This is a genomic window from Streptomyces sp. NPDC051636 (genome assembly GCF_044453765.1).
In the GTDB taxonomy this organism is placed as follows: domain Bacteria; phylum Actinomycetota; class Actinomycetes; order Streptomycetales; family Streptomycetaceae; genus Streptomyces.
In genome coordinates this window covers 73,036-99,953 of sequence record NZ_JBITDA010000017.1, presented here as the reverse complement: position 1 = coordinate 99,953, position 26,918 = coordinate 73,036, and the positions used below count along the sequence as shown (strand labels likewise).

The 26,918-nt window shown below is 71.6% G+C and carries 24 protein-coding genes; 8 read left to right on the top strand and 16 right to left on the bottom strand.

The window, feature by feature from the left end:
* Positions 1 to 10: 10 nt before the first annotated feature.
* The 4 genes from ACIBBH_RS26910 to ACIBBH_RS26895 form a co-directional block, all read right to left on the bottom strand.
* Positions 11 to 799 (bottom strand): aldose 1-epimerase, encoded by a 789-nt coding sequence (locus tag ACIBBH_RS26910; protein ID WP_399408813.1) that lies wholly within the window; start codon positions 797 to 799, stop codon positions 11 to 13.
* A 53-nt stretch (positions 800 to 852) separates the two neighbouring features.
* Entirely contained in the window at positions 853 to 1,635 is a 783-nt protein-coding gene (locus ACIBBH_RS26905) for an SRPBCC domain-containing protein (protein WP_399408811.1), read from the bottom strand.
* A gap of 52 nt (positions 1,636 to 1,687) precedes the next feature.
* Positions 1,688 to 3,328 (bottom strand): polyamine aminopropyltransferase, encoded by a 1,641-nt coding sequence (locus tag ACIBBH_RS26900; protein WP_399408809.1) that lies wholly within the window; start codon positions 3,326 to 3,328, stop codon positions 1,688 to 1,690.
* An 89-nt stretch (positions 3,329 to 3,417) separates the two neighbouring features.
* On the bottom strand, positions 3,418 to 3,936 hold the full coding sequence (locus ACIBBH_RS26895; protein WP_399408807.1) for a DUF2617 family protein: 519 nt from the start codon (positions 3,934 to 3,936) through the stop codon (positions 3,418 to 3,420).
* 812 nt (positions 3,937 to 4,748) lie between these two features.
* Here ACIBBH_RS26895 and ACIBBH_RS26890 point away from each other — a divergent pair.
* Positions 4,749 to 5,933, top strand: a complete 1,185-nt coding sequence (locus ACIBBH_RS26890) for a pyridoxal phosphate-dependent aminotransferase (RefSeq protein WP_399408805.1) — start codon at positions 4,749 to 4,751, stop codon at positions 5,931 to 5,933.
* 13 nt (positions 5,934 to 5,946) lie between these two features.
* Here the strand turns inward: ACIBBH_RS26890 and ACIBBH_RS26885 are convergent, their stop codons facing one another.
* Positions 5,947 to 6,258 (bottom strand): hypothetical protein, encoded by a 312-nt coding sequence (locus ACIBBH_RS26885; RefSeq protein ID WP_399408803.1) that lies wholly within the window; start codon positions 6,256 to 6,258, stop codon positions 5,947 to 5,949.
* Positions 6,259 to 6,389: 131 nt separating this feature from the next.
* On the opposite strand from ACIBBH_RS26885, the gene ACIBBH_RS26880 reads away from it, so the two are divergent.
* Entirely contained in the window at positions 6,390 to 7,610 is a 1,221-nt protein-coding gene (locus ACIBBH_RS26880; protein ID WP_399408800.1) for a hypothetical protein, read from the top strand.
* Between the two features lie 24 nt (positions 7,611 to 7,634).
* Here ACIBBH_RS26880 and ACIBBH_RS26875 read toward each other — a convergent pair whose 3' ends face one another.
* Positions 7,635 to 8,165, bottom strand: coding sequence for a YbjN domain-containing protein (locus tag ACIBBH_RS26875; protein ID WP_399408798.1), 531 nt, complete (start codon positions 8,163 to 8,165; stop codon positions 7,635 to 7,637).
* A gap of 161 nt (positions 8,166 to 8,326) precedes the next feature.
* Between ACIBBH_RS26875 and ACIBBH_RS26870 the strand changes: the two genes are divergently transcribed.
* Entirely contained in the window at positions 8,327 to 8,842 is a 516-nt protein-coding gene (locus ACIBBH_RS26870) for a hypothetical protein (RefSeq protein ID WP_399408796.1), read from the top strand.
* 242 nt (positions 8,843 to 9,084) lie between these two features.
* Here ACIBBH_RS26870 and clpB read toward each other — a convergent pair whose 3' ends face one another.
* Positions 9,085 to 11,682 (bottom strand): ATP-dependent chaperone ClpB, encoded by a 2,598-nt coding sequence (gene clpB, locus ACIBBH_RS26865; protein ID WP_399408794.1) that lies wholly within the window; start codon positions 11,680 to 11,682, stop codon positions 9,085 to 9,087.
* A 144-nt stretch (positions 11,683 to 11,826) separates the two neighbouring features.
* On the opposite strand from clpB, the gene ACIBBH_RS26860 reads away from it, so the two are divergent.
* Complete coding sequence (locus tag ACIBBH_RS26860) at positions 11,827 to 12,240, top strand: pyridoxamine 5'-phosphate oxidase family protein (RefSeq protein ID WP_399408792.1); 414 nt, start codon at positions 11,827 to 11,829, stop codon at positions 12,238 to 12,240.
* Between the two features lie 152 nt (positions 12,241 to 12,392).
* Here ACIBBH_RS26860 and ACIBBH_RS26855 read toward each other — a convergent pair whose 3' ends face one another.
* Positions 12,393 to 12,728: a hypothetical protein gene (locus tag ACIBBH_RS26855; RefSeq protein ID WP_355942365.1), complete on the bottom strand. Its 336-nt coding sequence runs from the start codon at positions 12,726 to 12,728 to the stop codon at positions 12,393 to 12,395.
* A gap of 268 nt (positions 12,729 to 12,996) precedes the next feature.
* On the opposite strand from ACIBBH_RS26855, the gene ACIBBH_RS26850 reads away from it, so the two are divergent.
* Complete coding sequence (locus ACIBBH_RS26850) at positions 12,997 to 14,034, top strand: helix-turn-helix transcriptional regulator (RefSeq protein ID WP_399408790.1); 1,038 nt, start codon at positions 12,997 to 12,999, stop codon at positions 14,032 to 14,034.
* 636 nt (positions 14,035 to 14,670) lie between these two features.
* On the opposite strand, the gene ACIBBH_RS26845 is transcribed toward ACIBBH_RS26850, so the two are convergent.
* Together ACIBBH_RS26845 and ACIBBH_RS26840 are read right to left on the bottom strand one after the other, a co-directional pair.
* Positions 14,671 to 15,714, bottom strand: a complete 1,044-nt coding sequence (locus tag ACIBBH_RS26845; RefSeq protein WP_399408788.1) for a LuxR C-terminal-related transcriptional regulator — start codon at positions 15,712 to 15,714, stop codon at positions 14,671 to 14,673.
* A 398-nt stretch (positions 15,715 to 16,112) separates the two neighbouring features.
* Positions 16,113 to 17,219, bottom strand: a complete 1,107-nt coding sequence (locus ACIBBH_RS26840; RefSeq protein ID WP_399408786.1) for a sugar ABC transporter substrate-binding protein — start codon at positions 17,217 to 17,219, stop codon at positions 16,113 to 16,115.
* Positions 17,220 to 17,571: 352 nt separating this feature from the next.
* Between ACIBBH_RS26840 and ACIBBH_RS26835 the strand changes: the two genes are divergently transcribed.
* The gene (locus ACIBBH_RS26835; protein ID WP_399408784.1) at positions 17,572 to 17,778 is read left to right on the top strand and encodes a hypothetical protein; all 207 of its coding nucleotides are present in this window, start codon (positions 17,572 to 17,574) and stop codon (positions 17,776 to 17,778) included.
* A 55-nt stretch (positions 17,779 to 17,833) separates the two neighbouring features.
* On the opposite strand, the gene ACIBBH_RS26830 is transcribed toward ACIBBH_RS26835, so the two are convergent.
* From ACIBBH_RS26830 to ACIBBH_RS26805, 6 genes are all read right to left on the bottom strand, one after another.
* Positions 17,834 to 18,286 carry a heat shock protein transcriptional repressor HspR gene (locus tag ACIBBH_RS26830; RefSeq protein WP_399408782.1) on the bottom strand — a complete coding sequence of 151 codons (453 nt, stop codon included), beginning with the start codon at positions 18,284 to 18,286 and terminating at the stop codon, positions 17,834 to 17,836.
* A gap of 5 nt (positions 18,287 to 18,291) precedes the next feature.
* Positions 18,292 to 19,461, bottom strand: coding sequence for a molecular chaperone DnaJ (gene dnaJ, locus ACIBBH_RS26825; protein ID WP_399408780.1), 1,170 nt, complete (start codon positions 19,459 to 19,461; stop codon positions 18,292 to 18,294).
* A gap of 39 nt (positions 19,462 to 19,500) precedes the next feature.
* On the bottom strand, positions 19,501 to 20,172 hold the full coding sequence (grpE, locus tag ACIBBH_RS26820; protein ID WP_399408778.1) for a nucleotide exchange factor GrpE: 672 nt from the start codon (positions 20,170 to 20,172) through the stop codon (positions 19,501 to 19,503).
* Positions 20,169 to 22,013, bottom strand: a complete 1,845-nt coding sequence (dnaK, locus tag ACIBBH_RS26815; RefSeq protein ID WP_399408776.1) for a molecular chaperone DnaK — start codon at positions 22,011 to 22,013, stop codon at positions 20,169 to 20,171. The genes grpE and dnaK overlap by 4 nt, the downstream gene beginning before the upstream one ends.
* A gap of 94 nt (positions 22,014 to 22,107) precedes the next feature.
* The gene (locus ACIBBH_RS26810) at positions 22,108 to 22,710 is read right to left on the bottom strand and encodes a low molecular weight phosphatase family protein (RefSeq protein ID WP_399408980.1); all 603 of its coding nucleotides are present in this window, start codon (positions 22,708 to 22,710) and stop codon (positions 22,108 to 22,110) included.
* Positions 22,710 to 24,158, bottom strand: a complete 1,449-nt coding sequence (locus tag ACIBBH_RS26805) for a polysaccharide biosynthesis tyrosine autokinase (protein WP_399408773.1) — start codon at positions 24,156 to 24,158, stop codon at positions 22,710 to 22,712. The genes ACIBBH_RS26810 and ACIBBH_RS26805 overlap by 1 nt, the downstream gene beginning before the upstream one ends.
* A gap of 265 nt (positions 24,159 to 24,423) precedes the next feature.
* Between ACIBBH_RS26805 and ACIBBH_RS26800 the strand changes: the two genes are divergently transcribed.
* Together ACIBBH_RS26800 and ACIBBH_RS26795 are read left to right on the top strand one after the other, a co-directional pair.
* Positions 24,424 to 24,993 (top strand): hypothetical protein, encoded by a 570-nt coding sequence (locus ACIBBH_RS26800; protein WP_399408771.1) that lies wholly within the window; start codon positions 24,424 to 24,426, stop codon positions 24,991 to 24,993.
* Positions 24,990 to 26,879 carry a DUF4012 domain-containing protein gene (locus ACIBBH_RS26795; protein ID WP_399408769.1) on the top strand — a complete coding sequence of 630 codons (1,890 nt, stop codon included), beginning with the start codon at positions 24,990 to 24,992 and terminating at the stop codon, positions 26,877 to 26,879. Before ACIBBH_RS26800 ends, ACIBBH_RS26795 begins: the two co-directional genes overlap by 4 nt.
* The last annotated feature ends 39 nt before the right edge of the window (positions 26,880 to 26,918 follow it).

Here is a 26,918-nt window from a genome sequence, read left to right as displayed (position 1 = left end):
GCCGACCAGCTTAGAGGCGCCGCCAGGTCCAGGTGGTCGTGGCCTCCAGCGGTTCCAGCGGTGTGACCAGGCGCGGGAGCGTGTTGAGGCCGTTGGGCGGGCCGGTCTGCGGCTCCACGCACACCGCGTCCTCCTGCTCGTCGTAGACGACGACCCACTCCTCCCGGCTGGTCACCTTCAGCTCCAGTTGCCCCGGCCAGGCGAGCGTGACGTCCACGCCGCCCGGCATGCCGAAGCAGTCGTCCCACGGGCCCGGCTTCGGCTGGATCCGGTTGCCGGTGGGCAGGTGGTCGTCGCCGCGCTCCTCCTGCCAGGCGGGGTGGAAGTCGAGGCGCACGTCCTCACCGCCGAGGTTCCGGTTGAACCACGGGTGCCAGCCGATCTGCGCCGGGAAGGAGGAGTCGTACGTCTCCACGGACATGGTGAGCGTCAACGCGTCCTCGGTCAGTGTCACCGCCTGGGTGACCCGGGCGGGGAAGGGCCACGGCTCGACCAGGTCGTAGGTGAGGACCGCTTCGTCGGCGCTCACCCGCGCGGTGCGCCAGACGCCGTCGCGGGCGGTGCCGTGGATGGCGTGCGGCGGGGAGTTGAGCGGCATCTGGTGGACGGTGGCGCCGTCCAGGAAGCGGCCGTCCCGGATCCGGCCGCACCAGGGGACCATCGGGAAACACCCGAACCGGTCACCCTGCCGCAGCAGTTCGAGGCCGGCGATCCTCAGCCCGCCGACCCGGCCACCGTGGGCGGGCCGCAGGGTCACTTCCGCGTCGCCCGCGGTCAGAGCGATGTCCTTGTTACTCACGGGACGACCCTACTGGGGCGTTCAAGAGGACGTTCCGGTCCTGGCGGTGGCGCTCAGCGGCGTCTGCGCAGTGCCCGGCCCACCACGATCGCCGACGCCAGCGCCAGCGCCGCCGCCGGGGCCGCCCAGCGCAGCACGGAGCGCGCGGCGACGGTCTGCGGTGCCGGCACGGGGGCGTACCGGCCGCGTGGCGGCGCGTGGTCGACCTCCTCCGCGCTGCGCCCGATCATCGTCCGCCGCGCGTGCGCCGCCTCGGCGGGCGGCCCGCCGGCTTCGGGGAAGTCCCCGATGGCCGTGCCCTCGGTGACGACGTCCTCGTCGAGGCCGGAGGGCGGGATCTCGCTGTCGAAGACGGAGGGTGCGGCGGCGCCCTCGGCGGTGGCCGTGCCGGCGGCCTCCGGCTCGCCCTCGGCCTCCGGCTCCGCACCCAGGCCCTCCAGGAAGCGGTTCAGCAGCCGCAGTGCCGCCGAGGTCACCGCGTCCCGCGGCAGTTCCGTGACGCGGCCGTCCCCGGTGGCGGTGCCGTGGACGGTGACGGTGGTGCCGCCGTCGGTGTCGCGGAGGCGGAGGGTGAAGGCGAGGGTGACCGTGCCGGTGCCGCGGGTCTCCGTCGCGTCGCCCTCGACGACGTACGCGGCGTCCGCCCCCGGCGAGACGCGGAGCGAGCCGCGGTAGGTGATGGAGTGGCTGCCGACACGCACCTTCAGGCGCCCGGTGAGGGGTTCGGCGCCGGTGTCCTGCTGGAGCCCGGGAACCGCCCGGGCGATCCGCGCGGGGTCGGCGAGCGCCTCCCTCAGCCGCTCGGCCGGAACCGGAAGGAAGACCTCGTGCTCCATGACGGCTGAGCCTACCCAGGAGTGGCCGGTAAGTACCCCCCTCGGTGACGCGTCAGTAGCGCGGATGCACCAACGTCGACGCGGGCAGCCCCGTCACCCGCGTGCGGGCCGCCGAGCGGGCGGCGGCCGTGAGGCCGGCCTGGGTCAGCGTGCGCGGGCGCGGTTGGCGGGGGTCCAGGCGCAGCGGGGGTGCGGTCGTCCCCGGTGCGGCCAGGAGGAAGCCCCAGTCGTGCGGGGCGGGGAAGGCTCCGGCGGAGCGGTGGGGGCCGGCCGCGAAGCCCAGGTCGTGGCCGGGGACACGGTAGGGGCTGGTGGCGAGGCCGGCGGCGCGGAGCGTGGACTGCACCGTCCAGAAGACGCGGGGTCGGGCGGAGACCGGACCGGCGTGCACGGCCAGGCGGCCGCCCGGGGCCAGGACCCGTCGGGCCAGTCCGTAGAACTCCAGGGAGTACAGCTTGGTGCTGGCGGTGATGCCGGGGTCGGGCAGGTCCGCGATCACCACGTCGTACCTCGCCGCCGGCGCTCCGCGCAGCCAGCGGAAGGCGTCCGCCGTGGTGGTGTGGACGCGGGCGTCGTCGTACACATACCCGTTCAGGCGGGACAGGGCGGGGTCGTGGTGGGCGAGGCGGAGCAGGCCGGCGTCGAGTTCGACCACGTCCACGCGGCGCACGTCCCGGTGGCGCAGCACCTCGCGGGCGGCCAGCCCGTCGCCGCCGCCGAGGATCAGTACGCGCGCGTGGGGTCCGGTCATCGCGGGGTGGACCAGCGCCTCGTGGTAGCGGCGCTCGTCCCGGCCGCCGACCCGCAGCCGGCCGTCCAGGAACAGGTCGAGCGGCCGGCCGTGCGTGCCGCCGGTGAGGACGACCTCCTGGACGTCGGTCTGGAGGGCGACGCGCACGTCGTGGCCGTACATCGCGTGCCGGGCGGCCCGTTCGAAGTCGTCGACGAGGACGGCGGAGCAGGCGAGGACGCCGAGGACGGTGAGGTTGGCGAGCAGCATCAGCCAGCGGGCCCGGCGGGTCAGGTCCCGCCGGAACAGGCCGAGGACCAGGGCGCCGCCGGCCACCGCGTTGACCGTGCCGGTGAGCAGCGCGCCGGTCAACTGGCCCAGCCGGGGCAGCAGGAGGAAGGGAAAGGCGAGGCCGCCGACCAGGGCGCCGACGTAGTCCGCCGCGAACAGGTCGGCCACCGCGCCGCCCGCGTCCTGCCGCCGGATGCGCTGGATCAGCTCCATCAACAGCGGGACCTCGGCGCCGATCAGCAGGCCGATGGCGAGGGAGAAGGCGACCAGGAGGCAGCGCGGGCCGTCGGCCCACATGCCTCCCCAGTCGCCGGTCCAGGCGAAGACCGCGTACAGGGCCATCGCGCTGCAGCCGCCGACGAGCGCGAGGGCCGCCTCCACCGCGCCGAAACCGGCGGCGGCGAGCCGGCGCAGCCGCTTGGCGGCAAGGGAGCCGGCGCCCATCGCGAAGACCATCACGGACAGCACCACGGAGGCCTGGGTGACCGAGTCACCCATCAAGTAGGAGGCGAGGGCGACCAGTTCGAGTTCGTACACGAGTCCGCAGGCCGCGCAGACGAAGACGCCCGCGAGGACCAGGAAGCGTCCGGTCGCCGGCCGGACGGGCAGCCGCGCGGGGGCGCCCCAGGACGGCGGTGTGCCGGGCGGGGCGGGCGCGTGCGGTTCGATCACGCTGCGACGTTACGTCACGGGTGCGGTGCGCCTCGTCACCCACACGTGTGAACTCGGGTTGGTACGGGCGCCTTGGGTCCGTCCGGCCCTCAGGTGACTCGCCGGCACCGCGCCCCGACCTTCGTCCGCGTCGCCACCAACTGGCCGTCCTGCGGGTAGGCGTGCCAGGTGCGCCAGTGCACCTGGTCCTCGTGGCGCTGCGCCAGGAGCGCGGTGAAGGCGTGGGGGCTGCCGGGGAAGACGCCGGCCAGGCCGTGCGGGTGGTCGGAGACCAGGGCCAGCAACTCCTGGGCGCGGCCCGCGAAGGAGCCGGGCGAGAGGACCTCCACGCGCGCCGCGAACTCGTACTCCCAGTCGCCGACCCGCTTGGTCACGCCCAGCGGCAGGGGCGTGCTGGACCCCGGGATGCACGCCACCGTCTCCGAACAACTGCCCCGCTCCTCCTCCAGGAGCACCTGGTGGGACGCGCCGAGGAGTCTCAACTGCAGTTTGGCTCCGGTGAGTTCGAGGTCGAGCGTGGCCAGGGCGGGGAGCGGCTCGCGTCCCAGGGCCCAGGCGAGGTCGGCGGCGCGCGTATCGGTGTAGGAGGTGTTCAGGGTCGTGAGCATGGATCGGCTCCGCTAGCACGCAAAGAAAAGGCAGGGAAGTGAAAAAGGAATGGAGGCGAGTTGGCCGGGCGCACCTCGGTCGACACCGGGAGATCGGCCACGTCTGCCCGAGCCGGCCCGGCCGCCCAGCCGGGAAAGGTGTCGCGGGACCCCCGAGGGGCTGCGTTGGTGAAGGAGAGGGAATCATGAACGGTGGCGTCGCCAAAGCGTTTTTACCCAACTTCGTGGGGTTTCCATCCCTCAGGGGGCTCTACAGCTCAACTGTTCAACCACGGCGTGCGCCCCAGGCACGAGGCGCACCCCCGCGCACGCACAACGGAGCGCCCGCCGGATGCCTTCCGCCGGCGGGCGCTCGGTGTGCGGCTCGACAGGGCCTGGGTGGAGCTCAGCTGCCCCGTGTCAGCTGCCTCCGCCGCATCCGCCCCCGCCGCCACAGGACGAGCCGCCCCCGCAGGACGACCCGCCGCACGACGAGTGGCCCCCGCAGGAGTGACCCCCGTGCCCCCCGTGTCCGCCGTGGCCGCCCGAGGACGAGCTGCACGACGCGGCGGAGCCCGAGCTTCCCGCCACCCACCAGCTGCTGTCGCCGGACCGCCGGGAGGACCCGCTCCCGAGCCCCTTCCCGTAGGACCGGCCCCTGCGCTTACCGCTCAGCATGGACGCGACGAACAGGACCGCGATCACCGCCAGGATGATGCCGATGGCCATGGCGTCACCCTCCTTCCGTTCCCCCGTGACTGTGGTGAACGGGGGATGCCCTGCCGTCTCCCGCGCCAAAGCAGAGTTGAGGAAGTCCAGAGCTTCGGCGCAGGATGACCGGCATGACCTCCAGCGCTCGCCCTCTGCTCAACCGCCGGCTCGCCGAGTTCGGGACGACGATCTTCGCCGAGATGTCGGCTCTGGCCGTGCGGACCGGGTCGATCAACCTGGGCCAGGGCTTCCCGGACACGGACGGCCCCGAGGAGGTACGGGAGGCGGCGGTGCGGGCCCTGCGCGACGGGCGCGGCAACCAGTACCCGCCGGGTCCGGGCGTCCCCGAGCTGCGCACCGCGATCGCCGCGCACCAGCAGCGGCGCTACGGCCTCTCCTACGACCCCGACACCGAGGTCCTGGTCACGGCCGGTGCCACGGAGGCCATCGCCGCGTCGCTGCTGGCGCTGCTGGAACCCGGCGACGAGGTGATCGCCTTCGAGCCGTACTACGACTCGTACGCGGCGAGCATCGCGATGGCGGGCGGTACGCGCGTCCCGGTCACCCTCCGCCCGCATGAGGGAGGCTTCCGGCTCGACCTCGACGAACTGCGCGCGGCCGTCACCGACCGCACCCGGCTGCTGTTGATCAACACCCCGCACAACCCGACCGGGACCGTGCTCACCCGCGAGGAGCTCACGGCGATCGCCGGGCTGGCGGTGGAGCGCGATCTGCTGGTGGTCACGGACGAGGTGTACGAGCACCTGGTGTTCGACGACGCCGAGCATCTGCCGCCGGCCTCGTTCCCGGGGATGCGCGAGCGCACGGTGACGATCGGTTCGGCCGGCAAGACGTTCTCCTTCACCGGCTGGAAGGTCGGCTGGGTGACGGCAGCGCCCGGGCTGGTCGCCGCCGTCCGCTCGGCCAAGCAGTTCCTGACCTACGTGGCGTCCGGCCCCTTCCAGTACGCGGTGGCCGAGGCGCTGGCCCTCCCCGACTCCTACTTCGCCGGCTTCCGCGCGGACATGCTGACCAAGCGGGACCTCCTCGCGGCCGGGCTGGCGGACGCCGGCTTCCAGGTCTTCCGGCCAGCGGGCACCTACTTCGTCACCACCGACATCCGTCCCCTCGGCGAGGAGGACGGCATCTCCTTCTGCCGTGCCCTCCCGGAACGCGCGGGCGTCGTCGCCGTCCCCAACGCCGTCTTCTACGACAACCGCGAGGCAGGCGCCCCGTTCGTCCGCTTCGCCTTCTGCAAGCGCGAGGAGGTGCTGCGGGAAGCGGTGGAACGCCTACGGCGCCTGTGAGGAGCCCAGCCCCTCACGGGCGTGCCTGGCACCGCCGTACCAGGTCCACCGCGGCGACCAGGCTCAGGCCGGGCAGGGCGCCGCGTACGGCCCGGATCGCGGCGATCTCCTGCTCCTTCGGGTCCAGCCGGGCCTCGGCGAGGACCTGGCGGGTCCAGCGCACGCGCGGATCCTCGCCCGCGCCGATGCCGTCCGCCATCTCCAGGGCGCGCCGCAGCCCGGGCGCCGTCTCCGCGTCGGCGTCGTCCAGCGCCTTCCGCAGCGCGGCGCGCGCCTCGTCGAGGTCGTTGAGTACGACGAGGTGCGCTTCCCTCTTTCCGAACATGTTCATCCCCGTTTCGACATCGGTCGCGTGGTCCCGCGAGTGGTCGTACCGATCTTGCCAGTGCGCCCCCGTCACACGCTCGGCGGCGCCCGTCTCGCGCCCGCCCGTCGGCCCCTGCAAGGTGCGGAGATGTGAGCCACACGAGCACCGCCAGCACCGCCGTCCCCGCTCCCGCAGTCCGGCACGAACCCGGCGGGAACAGGGCCCGCACCCGGCCCCCGCTGTCGCTCGCGGCGGCGAGCGGCGTCGCCCTGGGGGTCTTCGCCGCCGCCCGGCTGGCCGGGGTCACCGTGCTCGCCCTGGTCGCCCGGGCCACCGGCCGGCAGCCCCTCGCCCTGCTCGGCAGGTCGTGGGACTCGGCCTGGTACCTGGGCATCGCCGCGCACGGATACGGCCGCACCGTGTACGTCCACCCGACCGTCGTCCACAGCGACCTGGCGTTCTTCCCGCTCTACCCGGCGCTGGTGCGGGTCGTGACCGCGCTGTCCCCGCTGGGCGGCGGCGCGGCGGGGCTGGTGGTGTCATGGACCGCGGCGGCCGTCGCCGCCTGCGGGATCTTCTCGGTCGGCGCCCGGCTGCACGGACGGGCGGTGGGCATCGCCCTGGTGCTGCTGTGGGGGCTGCTCCCGCACTCCGTGGTGCTGTCGATGGCGTACACGGAACCGGTGCTCACCGCGTTCGCCGCCTGGTCGCTGTACGCGGTGCTGGCCGGGAGATGGGTGTGGGCGGGCGGCCTGGCGGCGCTCGCCGGACTGTCCCGGCCCAACGGGTTCGCGGTCGCCGCGGCGGTGCTCGCCGCGGCGGGTCACGAGGTGTACCGCGCCCGCCGTGAGCGCCGCCGGGTTTCCCACAGCCTGTGGACGGGTGCCGCCCTCGCCCCACTGGGGTGGCCGGCGTTCGTGCTGTGGGTCGGCCGGCGCAAGGGGAACCTGCTCGGCGGCTACTTCGAGGTGCAGCGCCTGTGGGGATCGCGGTTCGACTTCGGGCGGGGCTCACTCCACTTCGTCAGGCACCTGCTCCTGCACGGCGGCAGCTTCGTCTTCCCCATGACGGTGGTGATCGTCGCGGCGGCGGTCCTGCTGTACGCGCTGCTGCTCCTCGACCGCGCCCCGCTCCCCCTGCTCGTGCACAGCGGTGTCCTGCTGCTGATCGCACTCGGCGGCTCGGGCTTCTTCGGGTCCAAGCCCCGATTCCTTTTGCCGGCGTTCCCGTTGCTGCTGCCGCCGGCCCGGGCCCTGGTGCGGACGGCGAAAGCCCGGCCCTGGCACGCGACCGTGGTGGTCGGCGCCCTGGCCGGGCTCAGTTGTGCGTACGGCGCGTACCTGGTCGTGATCGCCCACACGCCGCTGTAGACCTGCGGATCGTCCCGGGAGCGACTACTCCTCGTCGTCCTCGGGCTCGTCCGCGTCGTTGACCTCCTGCTCCAGGCCGAGCTGCTCGACCAGCCACTTGTCGAACTCGATCGCGGCGCGCACCCAGCTGACCGTGGAGGAGACGAAGTGGTTGAGGTCGACGCCGGTGCCGATCAGCATCTGCGCCTCGCCGATGAGGCGGACGGTGCCGTCGTCGTGGGTGTGGCTGTACACCTTGGGCCACAGGGTGCGCCGGTTCCAGTCGTCGATGGACTCCAGCAGCTGCGGCTTCTCGTCGATCTTGTGGGGCCGGTCGTAGAACGTCCGTACCGAGAAGACCGCCTGTTCGGCCTCCCCGCGGAACATGAAGTACGTACGGAACTGCTCCCACGGCGCCGCGAGGTCACCCTCGTCGTCGACGACGTACTTGAGCTCCATCTGGTCGAGGAGCTGCTTCACGAGATCCTGATCCGGGACGACGGGGCCCGCCGGTCCTTGGGGCTGCGGGTCGGGCTGGCCCCCGAAGTTCGGAATCGAGGACGGGTCGATGGTCACCGTGATTTTCCCTTCGTACGGATCCCGCCATCCTCCCTCATCCGGGGAGGGGGGTGGCAAGCCCCGCCGGGGCCTGTCAGCCGTCGGCTGACATGATCCGGCCTGACGTGCGGAGCCGGTGCACAAGGACGGGAGACGGCGTGGTGCGGACAGGGAGCGCAATGGTGGGAGTGCCGGTGGGGCGGGGCCGGACCAGGTGGGGTCTGTTCGCGGCGATCACGGCGGTGCCGGTGCTGCTCGTGACCGGCCTGGTCGTGCTGGTGGCGGTCTGGTCACGGTCGGACTACCCGCTCGGCGGAGCGCCCGAGCAGGTGCCGTGCGCCGAAGCGCTGGCCTTCGGCGGGGCGAAGCCGCCGGCCGGCGCCCACGGTGCACACTGCACGGTCCAGGTGTGGCTGGACACCGACTATGTGGCCCGTTTCCGCATGCCGCGCGACGGCGTGCGCGACTGGTTGGCGGCCACCTATCCGGACGCGCCCGGGCCGGAGACGGAGTTCTGCGGCCAGGACTCCGTCGACCTCTGCCTGGACCTGGGCTTCACCGAGGGCAACGGGGACTACGCGGGGCAGGTGCCGGGCGAGGCCGACCCCGGCTTCGGCGCGAACGCCGTGCGGGTGGAGGTGACGTACGAGGGCCCGGACACGGCACTCGTGCGGTTCTCGGCGTTCACCGTCTGAGCGACCGGCGCCGTGCGTGCCCGTGGACGAGGATGCGGTCATGCGCATGCAGAGAGAGGTGCGGTGGCTGCTGGGGGCACCGTGGTGGGGCTGCCTGGTGTTCTCGCTGTGGTTCTTGGTGATGGTGTACGTCGTCCTCACCACTGACACCTGACCCGGCCCGCCCACAATCCGGCGGCGCCCTCATCCGGTGACCCGAAGGTGACCGGATGAGGGGGCCGTACGGTGGCCGTGGACGGGCCTTACAGCGTCTTGCCCGTCGCCGGGCCCACGATCAGCCCGTCACCGAAGGCGTCCACCCGGACCGTGTCGCCGTCCTTGACCTCGCCGGCCAGGATCTCCCTGGCCAGGCGGTCGCCGATGGCGGTCTGGACGAGGCGGCGCAGCGGGCGGGCGCCGTACGCCGGGTCGTTGCCCTCGTCGGCGAGCCAGGTCAGCGCCTCGGGGGTGATCTCGAGGTTGAGGCGCCGCTCGGCGAGCCGCTTCGCCAGCCGGTCGATCTGGAGCCGGGCGATGCGGGCCAGTTCCTCCTTGCTGAGCGCGGAGAAGACCACCAGGTCGTCGAGCCGGTTGAGGAACTCCGGCTTGAAGGAGGTCCGGACGGTCTCCAGCACCTGTTCCTTCTTCTCCGCCTCGCTGAGCACCGGGTCGACCAGGTACTGGCTGCCCAGGTTGGAGGTGAGCACGAGAATCGTGTTGCGGAAGTCGACCGTGCGGCCCTGACCGTCCGTCAGCCGGCCGTCGTCCAGCACCTGCAGGAGGATGTCGAAGACCTCGGGGTGGGCCTTCTCGACCTCGTCGAGCAGGATCACGCTGTACGGGCGGCGGCGCACCGCCTCCGTCAGCTGGCCGCCCTCCTCGTAGCCGACGTAGCCGGGAGGCGCGCCGACGAGCCGGGCCACGCTGTGCTTCTCGCTGTACTCAGACATGTCGATGCGGACCATGGCCCGCTCGTCGTCGAAGAGGAACTCCGCGAGCGCCTTGGCGAGTTCGGTCTTGCCGACACCGGTCGGACCGAGGAAGAGGAAGGACCCGGTGGGCCGGTCGGGGTCGGCGATCCCGGCGCGGCTGCGGCGCACGGCGTCCGAGACGGCCCGTACGGCCTCGCTCTGCCCGATGAGCCGCTTGCCGATCTCCTCCTCCATGCGCAGCAGCTTCTGCGTCTCGCCCTCCAGCAGGCGCCCGGCGGGGATGCCGGTCCAGGAGGCGACGACGTCGGCGATGTCGTCGGAGCCCACCTCGTCCTTGACCATGGTGTCCTGGGCGACCTCCTCCTCCGCCTCGGAGGCGGCCTCCAGCTCCTTCTCCACGGCCGGGATCTCGCCGTACAGCAGCTTGGAGGCGGTGTCGAAGTCGCCGTCGCGCTGAGCGCGTTCGGCCTGCCCGCGCAGGTCGTCGAGACGCTCCTTCAGCTCACCGACCCGGTTGAGGGACTGCTTCTCCTTCTCCCAGCGGGCGGTCAGGCCGCGCAGCTCCTCCTCCTTGTCGGCGAGGTCGCGGCGCAGCTTCTCCAGGCGCTCGCGGGAGGCGGGGTCGGTCTCCTTGTCGAGGGCAAGCTCCTCCATCCTGAGCCGGTCGACGGCGCGCTGGAGCTCGTCGATCTCGACGGGGGACGAGTCGATCTCCATACGGAGGCGCGAGGCGGCCTCGTCGACGAGGTCGATGGCCTTGTCGGGCAGGAAGCGGGAGGTGATGTAGCGGTCGGACAGGGTGGCCGCCGCGACCAGCGCGCTGTCCGCGATCTGCACCTTGTGGTGGGCCTCGTACCGGCCCTTGAGGCCGCGCAGGATCGCGATGGTGTCCTCGACGGTCGGCTCGGCGACCAGCACCTGCTGGAAGCGCCGCTCCAGCGCCGGGTCCTTCTCGATCCGCTCCCGGTACTCGTCCAGGGTGGTGGCGCCGACCATGCGCAGCTCACCGCGCGCCAGCATCGGCTTGAGCATGTTGCCGGCGTCCATGGCGGAGTCGCCGCCGGCACCCGCGCCCACGACGGTGTGCAGCTCGTCGATGAAGGTGATGATCTGCCCGTCGGAGTCCTTGATCTCCGCGAGGACGGTCTTCAGCCGCTCCTCGAACTCCCCCCGGTACTTGGCGCCCGCGACCATCGCGCTCAGGTCGAGCGCGACCAGCCGCTTGTCCTTCAGCGACTCGGGCACGTCGCCCTTGACGATCCGCTGGGCGAGGCCCTCGACGACGGCGGTCTTGCCGACGCCGGGCTCGCCGATGAGCACGGGGTTGTTCTTGGTCCGGCGGCTGAGCACCTGCACGACCCGCCGGATCTCCTGGTCCCGCCCGATGACCGGGTCGAGCTTGCCGTCCCGCGCGGCGGCGGTGAAGTCGGTCCCGAACTTCTCCAGGGCCTTGTACTGTCCCTCGGGGTCCGCGGTGGTCACGCGTCGCCCTCCCCTCGCCTTCTGGAAGGCCTCCAGCAGCTTCTTCGCGGTGGCGCCCTGCCCCGACAGCACCTCACCGGCCGCCCCGCCCTTCGCGGCGATGCCGATGAGCAGGTGCTCGGTGGAGAGGTACTCGTCGCCGAGTTCCCTCGCCCGCTCGTTGGCGTCGGCGATCACGGCGAGCAGCTCGCGGTTGGGCTGCGGGGGCGCGACGGTGGACCCGGTCACGCTGGGCAGCCCGGCGAGTACACGTTCGGCACCGGAGCGTACGGCCGCCTGGTCGGCGTCGACCGCGGCGAGCAGGTCGGTGATGTTCTCGTTGTCCTGCCCCTGGAGCAGAGCCAGGAGCAGATGGGCAGGCGTGAGGTCCGGGTGTCCCTCGGTCACGGCCCGGTTGCTGGCCGCGTTGATCGCGTCCCGGCTCCTGTTGGTCAGCTCGGCGTCCACGTTCGTGTTCTCCTCTTCGGCGTCGGCTCGTCGGCCGTGTCTCCCACCTGAAGTCTTCCACTTCTGACTTAACCAACGTACACAAAGTTGAGTCTATTCCACTCAAGGTGGAGCCGGGAGGGCGTTTTGGCTAGCTTCCGGCGCATGAGCAAGTACTCCGTGGATCCGGGTGCCCCCGATGAGCCGTACCTCCGCTTCTGGCGGGAACGGCATCTGTGCACGCTGACGACGCTCCGGCCGGACGGGAGCCCGCATGTCGTGCCCGTCGGGGTGACATACGAGCCCGAGGCACGACTGGCTCGGGTGATCACGGACAAGGCGAGCGCCAAGGCGGCCCACGTCCTGGCCGCCGGGCCGGACGGCGCCCGGGTCGCCGTGTGCCAGGTGGACGGGCGCCGGTGGGCGACGCTGGAGGGACGGGCGTACGTCCGCGGCGAGCCGGACCGGGTCGCGGCGGCGGAGCGGCGCTATGCCGAGCGCTACGAGCGGACCCCGTCGCCGAACCCGTCACGCGTGGTGATAGAGATCGAGGTGACGCGGGCCCTGGGGCGGGGTTGAGCGGGTTTCGGCCACGGTGGAGCACCGCGGAAACGCGCCCGTACGAGGAAATGTCCCCCCAGAAAACTGCAGCGGCGTCACCGTGTTCAGGTCACGGTGACGCCGCTGCGGGGGGAAGTACCTGAGCGATCTTTTACGACGGGGGAATCGCGTCAGGCACTGCGGGGGGTGGCCGAGATGGTCCTCACGTCAGAGACTTCCGGGTCTGCCAGCCGGTGGTCTCGCTGGTCCAGGTTCACAAAGATCATTCCGTACCGGATGGCACATCGCACCGGCTGTGGCGCCCCGCGGGGTTTGCGCAGGCACCGGTACGCCCGCACATCCTCGTCCTCGTCCCGCGTGACGACGACCGGCTCACCGAAGACGGTCACCATCAGCGAGTCACCGCTGTGGGGGATGGCGGTGACCAGGTCGATGAAGTGCCAGCCGGAGCGATAGGCGGTGGCCATCTCGCGGCGGAAGGAACGGTCGTCGGGCGGAGTGGTCACGTCAGCCCCCCTGCCGCCCCAGCCGTGGGCTCCACGGCCACGGTCGGCCAACTCGTGTTTGCTCGGACATCACCCTTCGCACCGGAGAAGCCAGTCAACGCACCGAAGGTCACGACGGCGGACAAGGCTGCCACAAGCACCGAGCGAAGCATTTTCTTGCGCATCTTCGGCTTCGTCCTCACCTGAAGGTCCCCATTTCCCCCGTCAGATACGACGATGGCTCATTCGGGCACGTGATGGCCACACAATCGGTGCATCATGTTCCTGCATGTTCAGGACCCTGGGGGGTGGAGATTTGGCAACGAATCGGGCACAACGGTCGCATCCCCATGCGGTAACAGAGCTGTGCGAGGAAGGCAGCCGCATCTACGCCACAGCACTGCGCACGGGACGCGTCGCGCGCGTGGATGCCCAGGACGCTCCCTGCCTGACGGAATTCGCTCTGCTCCACCCGGATCCGGAAGATCCGGACTGGCTCCGTCCGGTGCTCCCGGCGATCGCCCTGGCTCAGCGGCTCAGCCCGATCGAACGCGAGATAACGGAGCGTCGACGACTGTCCATCGAACTGGCCGACGCCTTCGAACCGTTCATGTCCCTCAGTACGCAGGCGGCGGCGACCAGTGACTCTCTCACGCTACTGGAGGGCGGTGACCGGATCAACGCGGCGCTCAACCTGGCCACTTCGCAGTGCCAGACGGAGGTGCTCACGATCCAGCCGAGCGACCGCATGTCCGAACGAAGCGTGATGCGCGGCCTGGAGCGCGACCGGCCGCTGATCGAACGCGGGGTCCGGATTCGCACCCTCTACCAGCACACCGCCCGCTACAGCCCGGAGAAACTCGCGTATGCCGCCCACCTCGCCGACGGCAAGGCGGAGTACCGCACCATCGACGAGCTCGTGGAGCGCCTCATCATCTGCGACGAGACCGTCGCCTTCATCCCCATACGCGACGACCAGCAGGTCGCGCTGGAACTGCGCCACCCTGGCCTGGTCCGCTACCTGATCAAGGTCTTCGAGTTCATATGGAGCCGCGCGGTGCCGCTCAGTATGGGTGGGCGGTACGAGACCACCCCCGACGGCCTCACCGACATCCAGCACTCCATCGCCAAGCTTCTGGTGGAGGGCCATGTCGACGAGGCCATCGCCCGCCGCCTCGGCATGAACGTCCGCACCTGCCGCGCCCACATCGCCAAGCTCGCCCAAGCCCTCGGCAGCGGCAGCCGCGCCCAACTCGGCTACCTCATCGCCCAGTCGGGAATCCTCAGCAAGGACAGCACCGCCCCGGGGCGGGGACCCACGCGGTGATCCCGCGCCCGAGGCCGAAGCCGCCGTCCGCCTCCTGGACTTCGGCCTGCCGCGGCCGGCCGTCGCGGACGTGAGCCGACCGGAGCCGGTCGACCCGGCCGTCGTCCCGCACCAGATGCCGTGACCCGCGGAGGAACGCCGCACACGGGCAAAGCCGGGGATCCTCGAGCAGGGGGAGGAAACCGCGTGACCACGGCACCGCATCCGGAGCACGGCGTCGAGGAACTGTGCGCGGCAGGAGTGAAGCTGTACGAACGCGGCGCTGCGCGACGGACCCATACAGGCCGATGACGCCGTCGAGGTCCCCTGTCCGACCGACTGCGGCCTGCCGCACCCGGCGCGCGACGACCCCGGCCGGCTCGAACCGACCGCTCCCGCCGCGGCCCTGCGCCGGCTGCTGCGCGCCTCCACGGCGCGCATCGTCGACGGACACCACTCCCCATCGGCGGACACCGGGGTACTGCGGCTCCTCAGCGGCACGGTACGGATCAACCGGGCCATCACCGAGGCCATGGACGAGGCAACCGAGGAGTGCCTTTCCATCCAGCCGCGCGCCGGCCTCGTCGGCCCACGCGGCGAGACCGCGCACGACCGCGATCGAGCGCTGCTGGACCGCGGTCGCCCGGCCCGGGCAGCTCACCGCGCGCTCGGAGACTCCTGATCGGGAACGCCGGTCCCGTCCGGTGTACCGGTGCGCGGCGGCCCGTCCAGCCCCACCTGCGCGATCCGCACGCCCAGCTGCGTGCGGCTCACCGCGCCGAGCGTGTCCGACAGGCGGGCGATATGTGCCCGGCAGGTACGGACGCTGATGCCCAGCCGCTCGGCGATCACCGCGTCTTGGTGGCCCTCCGCGAGCAGTGCGGCGATGGACTGCTCGCGGTGCGAGATGCCCTCGATGCCCGTGTCGGGGAGCGGAGCGGTCAGCGGTATCGCCAGCCGCCACAGCCGCTCGAAGACGGTCACCAGGTACTCGACCACGGCCGGATGGCGCAGCTCCAAGGCCATCGTCCGCTCGGCGTTGGCGGGGATGAAGGCCACCGTGCGGTCGAAGAGGATCAGCCGGTCGATGACCTCGTCCAGGGTGCGGGCCTCGACGGCGTCACCCATCAGCTCCAGGTAGTTCAGCAGACCCTGCCCGTGCCGGGCCACGTGCGTGTACAGGTCGCGCATGCGCACGCCCCGGCCGCGCAGCGCCAGCGCCCGGTGCAGGCCCTCGGTCAGCTCCGCCTCGCGCCGGATGCCGCCGGGCTGCACCGTGAGCACCTCGGTGGTGCACGCCTCGGTCGCCTCGTCCATCGCGGCCTGGATGCGGGACAGCCCGTCCAGCACCCGGATGGCCGTGCCCTCGCCCGGAGCCGACAGCGCCTGCAACTGCCGCCCCAGACCGGCGTACCACTCGAAGGCGGCCACCGCCGACCCCACCCGCCGCTGACTCTTCCTGACCTCCTCATACACCCCGTGCAGTAGCCGGGTCATGACCTCCTGCGGGGGTGTCGGGACCAACCAGTCCATATCGTCCGGGTCCGGATGCAGCAGAGCCAACTCCAGCAGGCAGGGGACCTGCTTGACGTCCGTGCGCGGTACCCGCCCCCGGCGCACAGCACGGGAATACACGCGATCCCCGGCCCCGCACAGTCGGTCGGCACCGTGCGGATGCTCATCCGTCGCGTGCCCGGCCATCGCCCATTCCACCCCCGGTTTACTGCCACGTCCGCAGCGCAACTATGCGCGGCCCCGACCGGGTCCGCAACACGGCTCTCCGTGCCACGGCTGCCGCAAACCACCGGTATCGCCCTGTTTCTTCGGGCCTCCGCCCCTCTCACTGCAGCAAGCTGATGGTGGTGGATCCGGGCGCCACAGGTGCATCGTTGTACCCGCTTCCCCCGGGTGCCCCGGGCACCCGTACGGCCCCGGCGGGACGAGGCCGGGGCTTCCGGGTACCGGAGGATGCCCCGGTGCGGGTCGGCGGCCACCGCTCTGCCCCCGCCCTCGGGGGTGAACACCGGCGCGACGCCGCATTGACCCCACGCCCGTTCGCGGTCCGGCCGCGACAGGACCCGGCGCGCGGCCCGACTGGGCTACTTCAGGCCGATGGCCGCGCAGTCCGCCTTGTAGGCGGCAGTGCAGATGTCGTCCACGGTGTAGATGCCGTCCGCGATGACGGTGCTCTTGATGCTCTTCCGCGTCAGGGCGTTCACCGTGACCAGCTGCGCCGGGATGTCCTTGTCGGTGGGGCTGTCGACCCTGTCGCGGGTGAGCGCGTCGAACTGGATGTCATGGCCCTGGACCTTGGCGACGGCCATCTCGGCGGCGGCCTCGGCCTCGTCCGGGTAGGGCTTGTAGACGCTCATGTACTGCTCGCCGGAGACCACCCGCTGGACCGCCGCCAGCTCCGCGTCCTGCCCCGTGATGGGCGGCAGGTCGGTGACGCCCGCGTTGTTGAACGCCTTGACGATGCCGCCGGCCATGGCGTCGTTGGCGGAGTACACGGCGGCGATGTTGTCCTTGCCGATCGAGTTGATCGCCCTGGTCATGTTGGCCTGGGCGACGTCCGGGCTCCACTTGTCGGTGTCGAAGGACTCGGCGATGGTCACCTTGCCGCTGAGCTCGGAGAGCGCGCCCTCCTTGAACTGCTTGGCGTTGGGGTCGGTGGGCGAGCCGTTCACCATGACGATCTTGTCGGAGGAGTCCGCCTTGGAGCCCAGGGCCTCCAGCAGGGTGCGGGCCTGCACCTCGCCGACGAGTTCGTTGTCGAAGGAGACGTACCCGTCGATCGGGCCCTCGGCCAGCCGGTCGTAGGCGATGACCGGAATGCCCGCGTCCTTGGCCTTCTTCACGGTGGACGCGATGGCGTGCGAGTCGACGGCGTCGAGGATGATGACGTCGACCTTCTCGCCGATCATCTTCTCCATCTGGGAGACCTGCTTCTTCGAGTCGGCGCCGGCGTTGGCGTACTCGGTCCTGCCCTGCTTCCTGGTGAGCTCGGAGATCCTGTTCTTGATGTCGGGGTAGTCGAACTCCGCGTACCGCGTGTTCGTCTCCTCCGGCATCAGCACGCCCACCGTCATGTCGTTGCCCTTCGTCGGGCTCGCGTCACTCGGGTCCCCCGTCGCGTTCAGCACGCCGCAGCCGGCGAGCGAGAGGGTCATCGTGGATGCGGCCACGGATATGGCGATACGACGCATTCGGGGGCTCACTTCAGGTGCGTTCGGGACGTGGGGGCGCCTATGCCCCCCAGATGACTGAAAAGCCAACGCGGCGGCCACCACCGGCGTCAAGGCGAATCACTTAACGAGTGCGCAACGCCACGCTCCGCTGCCTCCCTGAAGGCCGGCGGAATCATCTCCAAACGACCTTTACGGACTCTCCGCCCCAAGGGAAGTTCATGCGCGGGCAAAGATCCGTACAACCAACTCGTTTCCTCCCGCGTCGTGATCACCGACGGAGCGAACGCCCGCCGACCCGTCGGACCGGCTCGGGCAAGAGGAACGAATAAAGCCAGCCAGACGTAAGACCGCCGCGACCGCGACCGGCGTCGTGTTCGCCACCGCCGGGGGTCTGCTAGGCGCCGCCGCCGCCGGTGGCGCCGGTCACCGGCAGGGCGCCCTGGCGTCCATGACGGGCACCTCCTACGAGGACAGCGGTGCCGCCAAGGGCACCACCCACTTCTACCGGGTGACCGCCCCGTACGCGGACGGCACCGAGTCCGCGCCCGGCGCCGACCGGGCGGCTCTGGCGCCCTGAGCACACGGAAGGGGCCCGGAGGAGTCTCCGGGCCCCTTTCGCGTACGCCTGCGCGTCAGTCCGCCGACTGCTGCCGCTTCGGCCGCCACACCACCAGCGCGCTGGTCTGCTGCACCTCCTGGTACGGGACCAGGTCCCGCCGGTAGGAGGCGTGGACGGCGGCCTCGCGCTGGCGCATCGCGGCCGCCGCGCCGTCCAGGGCCGCTTCCAGTTCCGCGACGCGGGACTGGAGGGCGGCGACCTGGTTCTCCAGTTCGATGATGCGCTTGATGCCGGCCAGGTTGATGCCCTCGTCCTGCGACAACTGCTGCACCTGCCGGAGCAGTTCGATGTCACGGGCCGAGTAACGGCGACCCCGGCCGGCGGTGCGGTCCGGCGAGACCAGGCCCAGACGGTCGTACTGGCGCAGCGTCTGCGGGTGGAGTCCGGAGAGCTGGGCCGCCACCGAGATGACGTAGACCGGGGTCTCCTCGGTCAGTTCATACGGGTTCCGTCGACGGCCGTCCATCACTCTCAAGCTCCCTTCGCAGCCTCGAACAGCTCCGCCCGCGGATCCTCGCCCGCGGTGGCCTCGCGATACGCCTCGAGCGCGTCACGAGCCTTCCCCGACAGGTCCTTCGGAACACTCACCTCGACGGTGACCAACAGGTCTCCGCGGGTGCCGTCCTTGCGCACCGCGCCCTTGCCCCGCGCCCGCATGGTGCGGCCGTTGGGCGTGCCCGGCGGCAGCTTCAGCGTGACGGCGGGGCCGCCGAGGGTCGGGACCCGGACCTCGCCGCCGAGGGCCGCCTCGGCGAACGTCACCGGGACGGTCACCGTGAGGTTGTCGCCCTTGCGGCCGAAGACCGGGTGCTCGCCGACGTGCACGACCACGTACAGGTCGCCCGCCGGGCCGCCCTGCTCGCCGGGCGCGCCCTTGCCACGCAGCCGGATCCGCTGCCCGTCGGTGACGCCGGCCGGGATGCGGACCTGCATGGTGCGGGAGGACTTGGCGCGGCCGCTGCCCTTGCACTCCAGGCAGGGGTGCTCGGCCATCAGGCCGCGGCCCTTGCAGTCGGGGCAGGGGTCGGTGAGGGAGAAGCCTCCCCCGGAACCCCGGGCCACCTGGCCGGTGCCGACGCAGGTCGGGCACACGCGCGGCGTGCCGTTCTTGTCGCCGGTGCCCGAACAGGCCTTGCACGGTGCCTGCGAGGACATCCTGAGCGGCACCGTGGCGCCCTCGATGGCCTCGGTGAAGCTCAGCGTGACCTCGGACTCGATGTCCTGGCCGCGCCGGGGCTGCGTCCGCGGGCCCGCGCCGCCGCCCCGGTTGAACAGGCCCCCGAAGACGTCACCGAGACCACCGCCGAAGCCACCTCCGGTCTGGGCGCCGCCTCCGAAGAGGTCGCCCAGGTCGAAGTTGAAGGAGCCGCCGCCGGCGCCCGGCCCCGGACGGAAGCCTCCGTTGCCGAAGAGGGCGCGGGCCTCGTCGTACTCCTTGCGCTTCTTGGGGTCACCCAGGACGTCGTTCGCCTCGGAGATCTCCTTGAAGCGCTCCTCTGCTTTGACGTTTCCCTTGTTGGCGTCCGGGTGGTACTCGCGGGCGAGTTTCCGGTACGCCTTCTTGATCTCGGCCTCGGTGGCGTCCTTGGGGACGCCGAGGACCTTGTAGTAGTCCTTCTCGATGAAGTCCTTGGTGCTCATCCCCGACGTCCCTCCTTTCCTGCCTCGTTGGTCTTGACGTCAGCCCTCCTCCGGGCCACCGCTCTCCTTGTCGTCGGCGTCGGCCGCCGGGGCCTCGTCGGCCCCCTCGGCCTTGACCGTCTGCGCGCCGGGCTGCGGCTCGGCCACGGCCACCCGCGCGGGGCGGATGGTGCGCTCGCCGATGCGATACCCGGGCTGCAGAATCGCCACGCACGTCGTCTCGGTGACGTCCGGCGCGTAGCTGTGCATCAGCGCCTCGTGGATCGTCGGGTCGAAGGGCTCGCCCTCCTTGCCGAACTGCTGCAGGCCCAGCTTGGCCGCGACGGTCTCCAGCGACTCGGCGACCGACTTGAAACCGCCGACGAGTTCGCCGTGTTCCCGCGCGCGGCCGATGTCGTCCAGCACGGGCAGGAGCTCGGTCAGGAGGTTCGCGATGGCGATCTCCTTGACCGCGATCCGGTCGCGCTCGACGCGGCGGCGGTAGTTCTGGTACTCGGCCTGGAGGCGCTGGAGGTCCGCGGTGCGCTCACCGAGCGCGGTGCGCACCTGGTCCAGCTGGGCCACCAGACCCGCTGTCTGGCTCGCGTCCCCGGCCGGGGCCGCCTGCTCCTCCGGGGAGGAGGGGGAGGCGGCCTTCGGCTCGGCGTCGTCAGGGGTGGCGCCGGAGGGGACGTCGGGCTTCTCCTCGAAGCCCGGGGTCTCCTCCGTCACGCGGCACCGTCCTTGCGCTCGTCGTCCACGATCTCGGCGTCCACGACGTCGTCGTCGGCCTTGGCCTCACCGGCACCGGCGGAGGCGCCACCGGCGGCCTGCGAAGCCTGGGCGTCGGCGTACATCGCCTGGCCCAGCTTCTGGGAGACGGCCGCGACCTTCTCCGTGGCGGAGCGGATCTCGGCAGTGTCCTCGCCCTTGAGGGCTTCCTTCAGCTCGGCGACGGCGGCCTCGACCTCGGTCTTGATCTCGCCGGGGACCTTGTCCTCGTTGTCCTTGAGGAACTTCTCGGTCTGGTAGACCAGCTGCTCGCCCTGGTTGCGGGTCTCGGCGGCCTCGCGACGCTTGTGGTCCTCCTCCGCGTAGCGCTCGGCCTCCTCGCGCATGCGGTCGACCTCTTCCTTCGGGAGCGAGGAGCCGCCGGTGACGGTCATCTTCTGCTCCTTGCCGGTGCCGAGGTCCTTCGCCGTGACGTGCATGATGCCGTTGGCGTCGATGTCGAAGGAGACCTCGATCTGCGGGACGCCGCGCGGCGCCGGGGGCAGACCGGTGAGCTCGAACATGCCGAGCTTCTTGTTGTAGGCCGCGATCTCGCGCTCGCCCTGGTAGACCTGGATCTGCACGGACGGCTGGTTGTCCTCGGCCGTGGTGAAGATCTCCGAACGCTTCGTCGGGATCGTCGTGTTGCGCTCGATCAGCTTGGTCATGATGCCGCCCTTGGTCTCGATACCGAGGGACAGCGGGGTGACGTCGAGGAGCAGGACGTCCTTGACCTCGCCCTTGAGGACACCGGCCTGGAGCGAGGCGCCGATGGCGACGACCTCGTCCGGGTTGACGCCCTTGTTGGCCTCCTTGCCGCCGGTGAGCTCCTTGACGAGCTCGGCCACGGCGGGCATACGGGTGGAGCCACCGACGAGGACGACGTGGTCGATCTCGTTGATGGAGATGCCGGCGTCCTTGATGACGTTGTGGAACGGCGTCTTGCAGCGCTCCAGCAGGTCCGCGGTCAGCTGCTGGAACTGAGCCCGGGTGAGCTTCTCGTCCAGGTGCAGCGGGCCCTCGGCGGACGCGGTGATGTAGGGCAGGTTGATCGAGGTCTCGGTGGACGAGGACAGCTCGATCTTCGCCTTCTCGGCGGCCTCGCGCAGGCGCTGCAGGGCCATCTTGTCCTTGCCCAGGTCAACGCCGTGGCCGGACTGGAACTGCTGGACCAGGTAGTCGACGACGCGCTGGTCCCAGTCGTCACCACCGAGGTGGTTGTCACCGTTGGTGGCCTTCACCTCGACGACGCCGTCGCCGATCTCCAGAAGGGACACGTCGAAGGTGCCGCCACCGAGGTCGAAGACGAGGATCGTCTGGTCGTCCTTGTCGAGGCCGTACGCGAGCGCGGCCGCGGTGGGCTCGTTGACGATGCGCAGGACGTTCAGGCCGGCGATCTCGCCGGCCTCCTTCGTCGCCTGGCGCTCGGAGTCGTTGAAGTACGCCGGGACGGTGATGACCGCGTCGGTCACCTTCTCGCCCAGGTAGGCCTCGGCGTCGCGCTTCAGCTTCTGCAGGATGAAGGCGGAGATCTGCTGCGGGTTGAAGTCCTTCCCGTCCAGCTGGATCTTCCAGTCGGTGCCCATGTGACGCTTGACGGAACGGATGGTCCGGTCCACGTTCGTGACCGCCTGGCGCTTGGCGACCTCGCCGACCAGCACCTCGCCGTTCTTGGCGAAGGCGACGACGGACGGCGTGGTCCTGGCACCCTCGGCGTTGGTGATGACGGTGGGCTCGCCGCCCTCCAGAACGCTGACGACGGAGTTAGTCGTGCCCAGGTCGATGCCGACCGCACGTGCCATGGTGAATTCCTCCAGCTGACTTGAGTGGAACAGGCTCAAGTGTGCATGAGGCTCACCGTGGGGTCAACAGAGCTGAGCCAGACCGACTCAAGTCTTATCCATCCCTTACACGCAAGGGCGCCCTGACCTGCGTCGTTACCGCGGCTTCGCACAACCGGACGAGGCTTCCCACCACGTCGTCGATCTCACGGGCGCACCCGTCCAGCACCGCCGAAGGCCTCCCCCAGGGGTCCGCGACGTCGTCCTCCTCGGGCGTGACCGGGGCCGCGTGCCCCCGGCGGGCGGCGGCGGCCGCGACCACGGCGGCGAAGTCACCGGCGTTCTCCGGCCGCCGCCCGTCCCGGTCGGCTTCCCCGCCGGCGAGCCGCACGAACTCCTTCAGGGTGAAGCAGCGCCGCATCGCCGACGGCGCGAGCCGTACGGCCGCCTCGCGGTGCTCGCGGGCGAGCCCGAGCACCAGCGCCGAGCCCAGGACGAGCCGGGTGGTGAGCGGGCGCGAGACGAAGCCGGAGCCGTCGCCGCCCAGCCGCTCCAGCACCGCCAGGGTGGAGTGCTCCATGCCCGAGCGGGGCCACGCCTGCGTACCGGCGCTCTCGGGCCGCACGGCCGAGCCGCGCGGCAGCCGGGCGGCCAGCAGCCGCTCGGCGAGCGCCGAGCGGTGCACGTTGCCGGTGCAGACGAACAGGACGCGGATCATCACTCGCCGCCGGCCCCACCGGTCCTGGCGGGCACGACGGCCTCGCCGTGGGCAACCGACGTCCGGGGGGCGGGCAGCTCACCGTAGCTCCGGTAGCCGTACCGGCCGCCCTTGGGAACGGGAGCCATGCTGAAGACGGTGCCGAGGACGCGCACGCCCACCCGCCCCAGCGATTCCGCGGCGGTGCGCACCTGGTCCCGCCTGGTCCTGGCGGCACGGACGACGAGCAGCGTGCCCTGAGCGAGCGAGGCGAGTCCCACGGTGTCGGCGACCGGCAGCAGCGGCGCGGTGTCGACGATCACCACCTCGTGCATGTCCGCCAGCTCCTTCAGCACCTCCTCCATGCGCGCCGAGGCGAGCAGTTCCGTGGGGTTCGGCGGTACGGCGCCGCTGGCCAGCACCGACAGCCCGCCCGCGACCTGCTGCATCACGTCGGCGATCCGGGCCTGCCCGATGAGCACGGTGGTCAGGCCGGCGTCCTGGACGAGACCGAAGGTCGGGGCCACGCACGGACGGCGCAGGTCCGCGTCCACCAGGCAGGTGGAGACGCCCGCCTCGGCGAGCGAGAGGGCGAGGTTCACCGCGGTGTTGGTCTTGCCTTCGCCCGGCAACGAACTCGTCACCACGATGATCCGCGGCGGGTCGTCGACCTGCGAGAACTGCAGGTTGGTGCGCAGCCTGCGGAAGGCCTCGGCGCGCCGCGAGTGCCCGTCGGCGCTGACGAGCGGCTGCTTGGGGGCGTTCCTGTCGTACGGGATGGTGCCGAGCCCCGGCAGCCCGGTGAACTCGCTCAGCGCCTCGATCGTCTTGAGCGTGGTGTCGAGCGTCTCGCGCAACGCGACGACTCCGGAGCCGAGCAGCAGGCCGCCGAGCACCCCAGCGGCCAGGTTCAGCAGCGGCCGGGGCGAGACCGGGCCGGCGGGGGCGACGGCCTCCTGGGTGACGCGGAGGGAGACGGGGGAGGTCTCCTCGCCGGTCCGGCTCTTGCCCCTGGAGCCGGGCACGCGCTTGGGCGTCTCCAACCGCTCGACGACCGCGATGAACCGCTCCGCCACCGCATTGGCGATCCCCGCCGCACGCCGGGGCCCGGTGTCCCGGACCGTGATGTCGATGAGCACGGTGTTGAGCGGGGCCCGAGCGGTGATCCGGGACGCCAGCTCCTCCGGTGTGGTGCGCAGTCCGAGCTCCTTCACCACAGGCACGGTCACCTGCCGGGTCGTCACGATCTCGGCGTAGGACTGCACCCGCGCCTGCGAGAAGCTCTGTCCCTGGTTCAGCTGGGCGGTGTCCTCCCCGGCGCGGGTCGCGACGAAGAGCTGGGTTCTGGCCTCGTAGACGGCGGTGCTCAAACTCGTCGCGGCGAGCGCCGTCCCGACCGCGAGAACCAGACAGACGGCGACGGTCGGCCAGCGTCTGGCAAGAGCCTTCAGGAAGCCGTGGAGATCCAAGCTGCACCCCTCATCGAACCGAGGGAACCACCCGGATTGGGGTGTTCTGTTCCCTGTGGACGCAGCCGACCATAGGGACTCGCACGCGCCGAGCTGGGGAGCCACCCCCATACGGGGCCGTCGTGAGGACAACCACTCCCCCATCCGGTGACTTCTTGGCCGCGTCACGCCGAAGGGTGCCGTATATCCCACTTTTTCCCTGTATCCAGGTCTCGACGACGGCCGACACTGCCGCCTGGCCAGGACCAAGTCGAGGAGAGTGAACATGACGAGATCGCCCAGATGGCGAGGCGCGCTGGCATCGGCTGCCGTGCTCGTCGCCGTGCCGCTGGCGGGCGCGCAGACCGCCCACGCGCAGTCCGCGGCGCCGTATCCACCGCCACCCAATTGCGTGACCCTCACCGCCACCGCCGTGCACGCCGGAGACAGACTGGGCTTCCGCGGCACGGGCTTCGCTGCCCGGCAGCGGGTCGAGGCGCGGCTGTCCGCGTCGCTCGTCTTCCTGCGCATTTTCCGGGCGAACGCACAGGGAGACGTCACAGGCAGTGTGAACGTCCCGCGTATCACCAGTACGGGGAAGCACGTCTTCTCACTGACCGCCATCGGGAGCCCCCCGCGGAGGTGCTCCGCCACGGTCACCGTGCTGCCCCCGCGGCGCGCTCGGACACTCGAGGGCGGACCCGTCAATGCGGCGTACCACGGCGGGCCGCCTTCCCGCTCAACCGTCGCGGACACGGGCAGTGAGAAGGCTCTGGCACTGGGCGGCACCGCGGCAGCGATGATCGCGGCGGGCGGAGGCACGATGCTGGCCGTGCGCCGCCGCCGCAGTTCATGACGGACCGGGACACCGGTACGGCACCACCAAGGCGTCCCGGCTTCGGCCGGGGCGCCGTCCGCTTGCCGGGGACGGGCCGCTGCTTCCACCGGGCGCCCGTCCTCCGCCGTGCGCTCGGGTACGCCCTGACCGCCGCCGCGGCGCTCGCACTGGCCGGCGCCGCCTGGATCGCGGTCACCGGACTGCTCGCCCGCACGGAACTGCTCGCGGCCCAGCGGGACCTCGATGCGCTGCGGCGGTCCGTGACGGCCGCACCGGCACCCGGCGCGGCCGGCGAACAGGAGCGTGCGGTGCGGTCCGCGGCGGCCCACGCCGCGCGGGCCCACCACCTCACCACGGGTCCGGCCTGGTACTGCGCCGCCCGGCTGCCCTTCCTCGGCGGCCCGCTGCGGACCGTGCGCGGCGCCGCGTCCGCGGCGCACCGCCTGTCCGCCGGCGTCCTGTCCCCCCTGGTGCGCGCCCTGCCGGCCCCGGGCGGCGACGGGATGTCCGGGGCGCTGCATTCCTTGCGGAAAAACGCGCCGGACGTCGTCCGGGCGGCAGACGTCGCCACCCGGGTACAGGCCGACGTGCACGGGCTGCCCCGGTCCACCTGGCTGCTGGCGGCCGACCGGGCCCGGGCCGACCTCGCGCGGCGGACCGACCGCCTCACCCCGGCGATGACCGACGCCTCCGTGGCGGCCCGCGTCCTGCCGTCCCTGCTGGGCGACCAGGGGGAACGCCGCTACTTCCTCGCGTTCCAGAACACCGCCGAGGCACGCGGCACCGGTGGGGTCGCGGGGGCCTTCGCGGTGCTCCGGGCCGACCGGGGCCATGTGTCGTTCGAGCGGTTCGGCAACAACACCGAGATGGCGGCGGCCAAGGCGGACATCGATCTGGGCGCCGCGTTCGCGGACCGCTACGCGGGCAGCGCTCCCACCCGCGTGTGGGCCAATTCCAACCTCAGCCCGCACTTCCCCTACGCGGCCCGCATCTGGGCCGCGGCGTGGCGCGACCACACCGGCGAGCGCGTGGACGGAGCGATCGCCCTCGACCCGGCCACGCTGGCCCTTTTCCTGCGGGTCACCGGCCCGGCCCGCATGGCCGACGGCACCGAACTCACCGCCGGCAACGTCCTGGACCTCACCGAGCGGACCAGCTACGCACGCTACGACGACGTCACCCGGCGCAAGGCCTTCTTCGTCGACGCGGCACGTGCCGTCGCCGCACCCCTGCTCGCCGCGTACGACGACACGCGCCGGCTGCCCGCCCTGTTCGTCGCCCTCCACGAGGCCGAGCGCGACGGCCGGCTGAAGCTGTGGAGCGCGCACCCGCGGGAACAGCGGCTCCTGGAGACGCGCCCCTACGCGGGCACACTCCCGGACACCCCGGGCCCCTTCGCGGGACTGGTGGTGAACAACGCGGCGGGCTCGAAGCTGGACTACTACCTGGACCGGAGCCTGGTCTGGGAAGCGAACGGCTGCGCCGGCGGCGGGCGCGCGGTCACCGTGACCGTGACCCTGACCAACCGGGCCCCCTCCGCCGGCCTGCCCGGCTACGTCACGCTGCGGGAGGACCACCCGCCCTACCGCACCCGGCCGGGCGACAACCGGCTGCTGGTGTCGTACTACGCCGGGGTCGGCGCCGGCCTCACCGGCGCCACCGTGGACGGCCGCACCGCGCTGCTGGCATCCGGCACCGAACGCGGCCACCCCGTGTACACGCTCGATCTGGAACTGCCCGCGGGCGCCCGTCGCACGCTGGTGCTGCACCTGTGGGAACCGCACGCGGACGGCAGGCCGGTCCTGCTGCGCCAGCCCCTGGTGACGCCCCTGCGGGCCACGCTGAAGCCGGGCAGCGCATGCGGCGCCCGAACGAGTGGCACCGCACAGAGTCCTATCGGGTGACAGTTCCCCCGCGGCCCAGCGTCGCACCCCGCTCGGCCC

Bases quoted from the DNA above. Each gene is read 5' to 3' on its own strand.
- ACIBBH_RS26895 (WP_399408807.1), bottom strand. From the start codon at position 3,936: ATGCTCACGACCCTGAACACCTCCTACACCGATACGCGCGCCGCCGAC.
- ACIBBH_RS26905 (WP_399408811.1), bottom strand. From the start codon at position 1,635: ATGGAGCACGAGGTCTTCCTTCCGGTTCCGGCCGAGCGGCTGAGGGAG.
- ACIBBH_RS26885 (WP_399408803.1), bottom strand. From the start codon at position 6,258: ATGTTCGGAAAGAGGGAAGCGCACCTCGTCGTACTCAACGACCTCGAC.
- ACIBBH_RS26890 (WP_399408805.1), top strand. From the start codon at position 4,749: ATGACCGGCATGACCTCCAGCGCTCGCCCTCTGCTCAACCGCCGGCTC.
- ACIBBH_RS26845 (WP_399408788.1), bottom strand. From the start codon at position 15,714: ATGGCCGGGCACGCGACGGATGAGCATCCGCACGGTGCCGACCGACTG.
- ACIBBH_RS26810 (WP_399408980.1), bottom strand. From the start codon at position 22,710: ATGATCCGCGTCCTGTTCGTCTGCACCGGCAACGTGCACCGCTCGGCG.
- ACIBBH_RS26870 (WP_399408796.1), top strand. From the start codon at position 8,327: ATGGTGGGAGTGCCGGTGGGGCGGGGCCGGACCAGGTGGGGTCTGTTC.
- ACIBBH_RS26840 (WP_399408786.1), bottom strand. From the start codon at position 17,219: ATGCGTCGTATCGCCATATCCGTGGCCGCATCCACGATGACCCTCTCG.
- ACIBBH_RS26830 (WP_399408782.1), bottom strand. From the start codon at position 18,286: ATGGACGGCCGTCGACGGAACCCGTATGAACTGACCGAGGAGACCCCG.
- ACIBBH_RS26795 (WP_399408769.1), top strand. From the start codon at position 24,990: ATGACGGACCGGGACACCGGTACGGCACCACCAAGGCGTCCCGGCTTC.
- dnaK (WP_399408776.1), bottom strand. From the start codon at position 22,013: ATGGCACGTGCGGTCGGCATCGACCTGGGCACGACTAACTCCGTCGTC.
- ACIBBH_RS26850 (WP_399408790.1), top strand. From the start codon at position 12,997: ATGTTCAGGACCCTGGGGGGTGGAGATTTGGCAACGAATCGGGCACAA.
- dnaJ (WP_399408780.1), bottom strand. From the start codon at position 19,461: ATGAGCACCAAGGACTTCATCGAGAAGGACTACTACAAGGTCCTCGGC.
- ACIBBH_RS26800 (WP_399408771.1), top strand. From the start codon at position 24,424: ATGACGAGATCGCCCAGATGGCGAGGCGCGCTGGCATCGGCTGCCGTG.
- ACIBBH_RS26860 (WP_399408792.1), top strand. From the start codon at position 11,827: ATGAGCAAGTACTCCGTGGATCCGGGTGCCCCCGATGAGCCGTACCTC.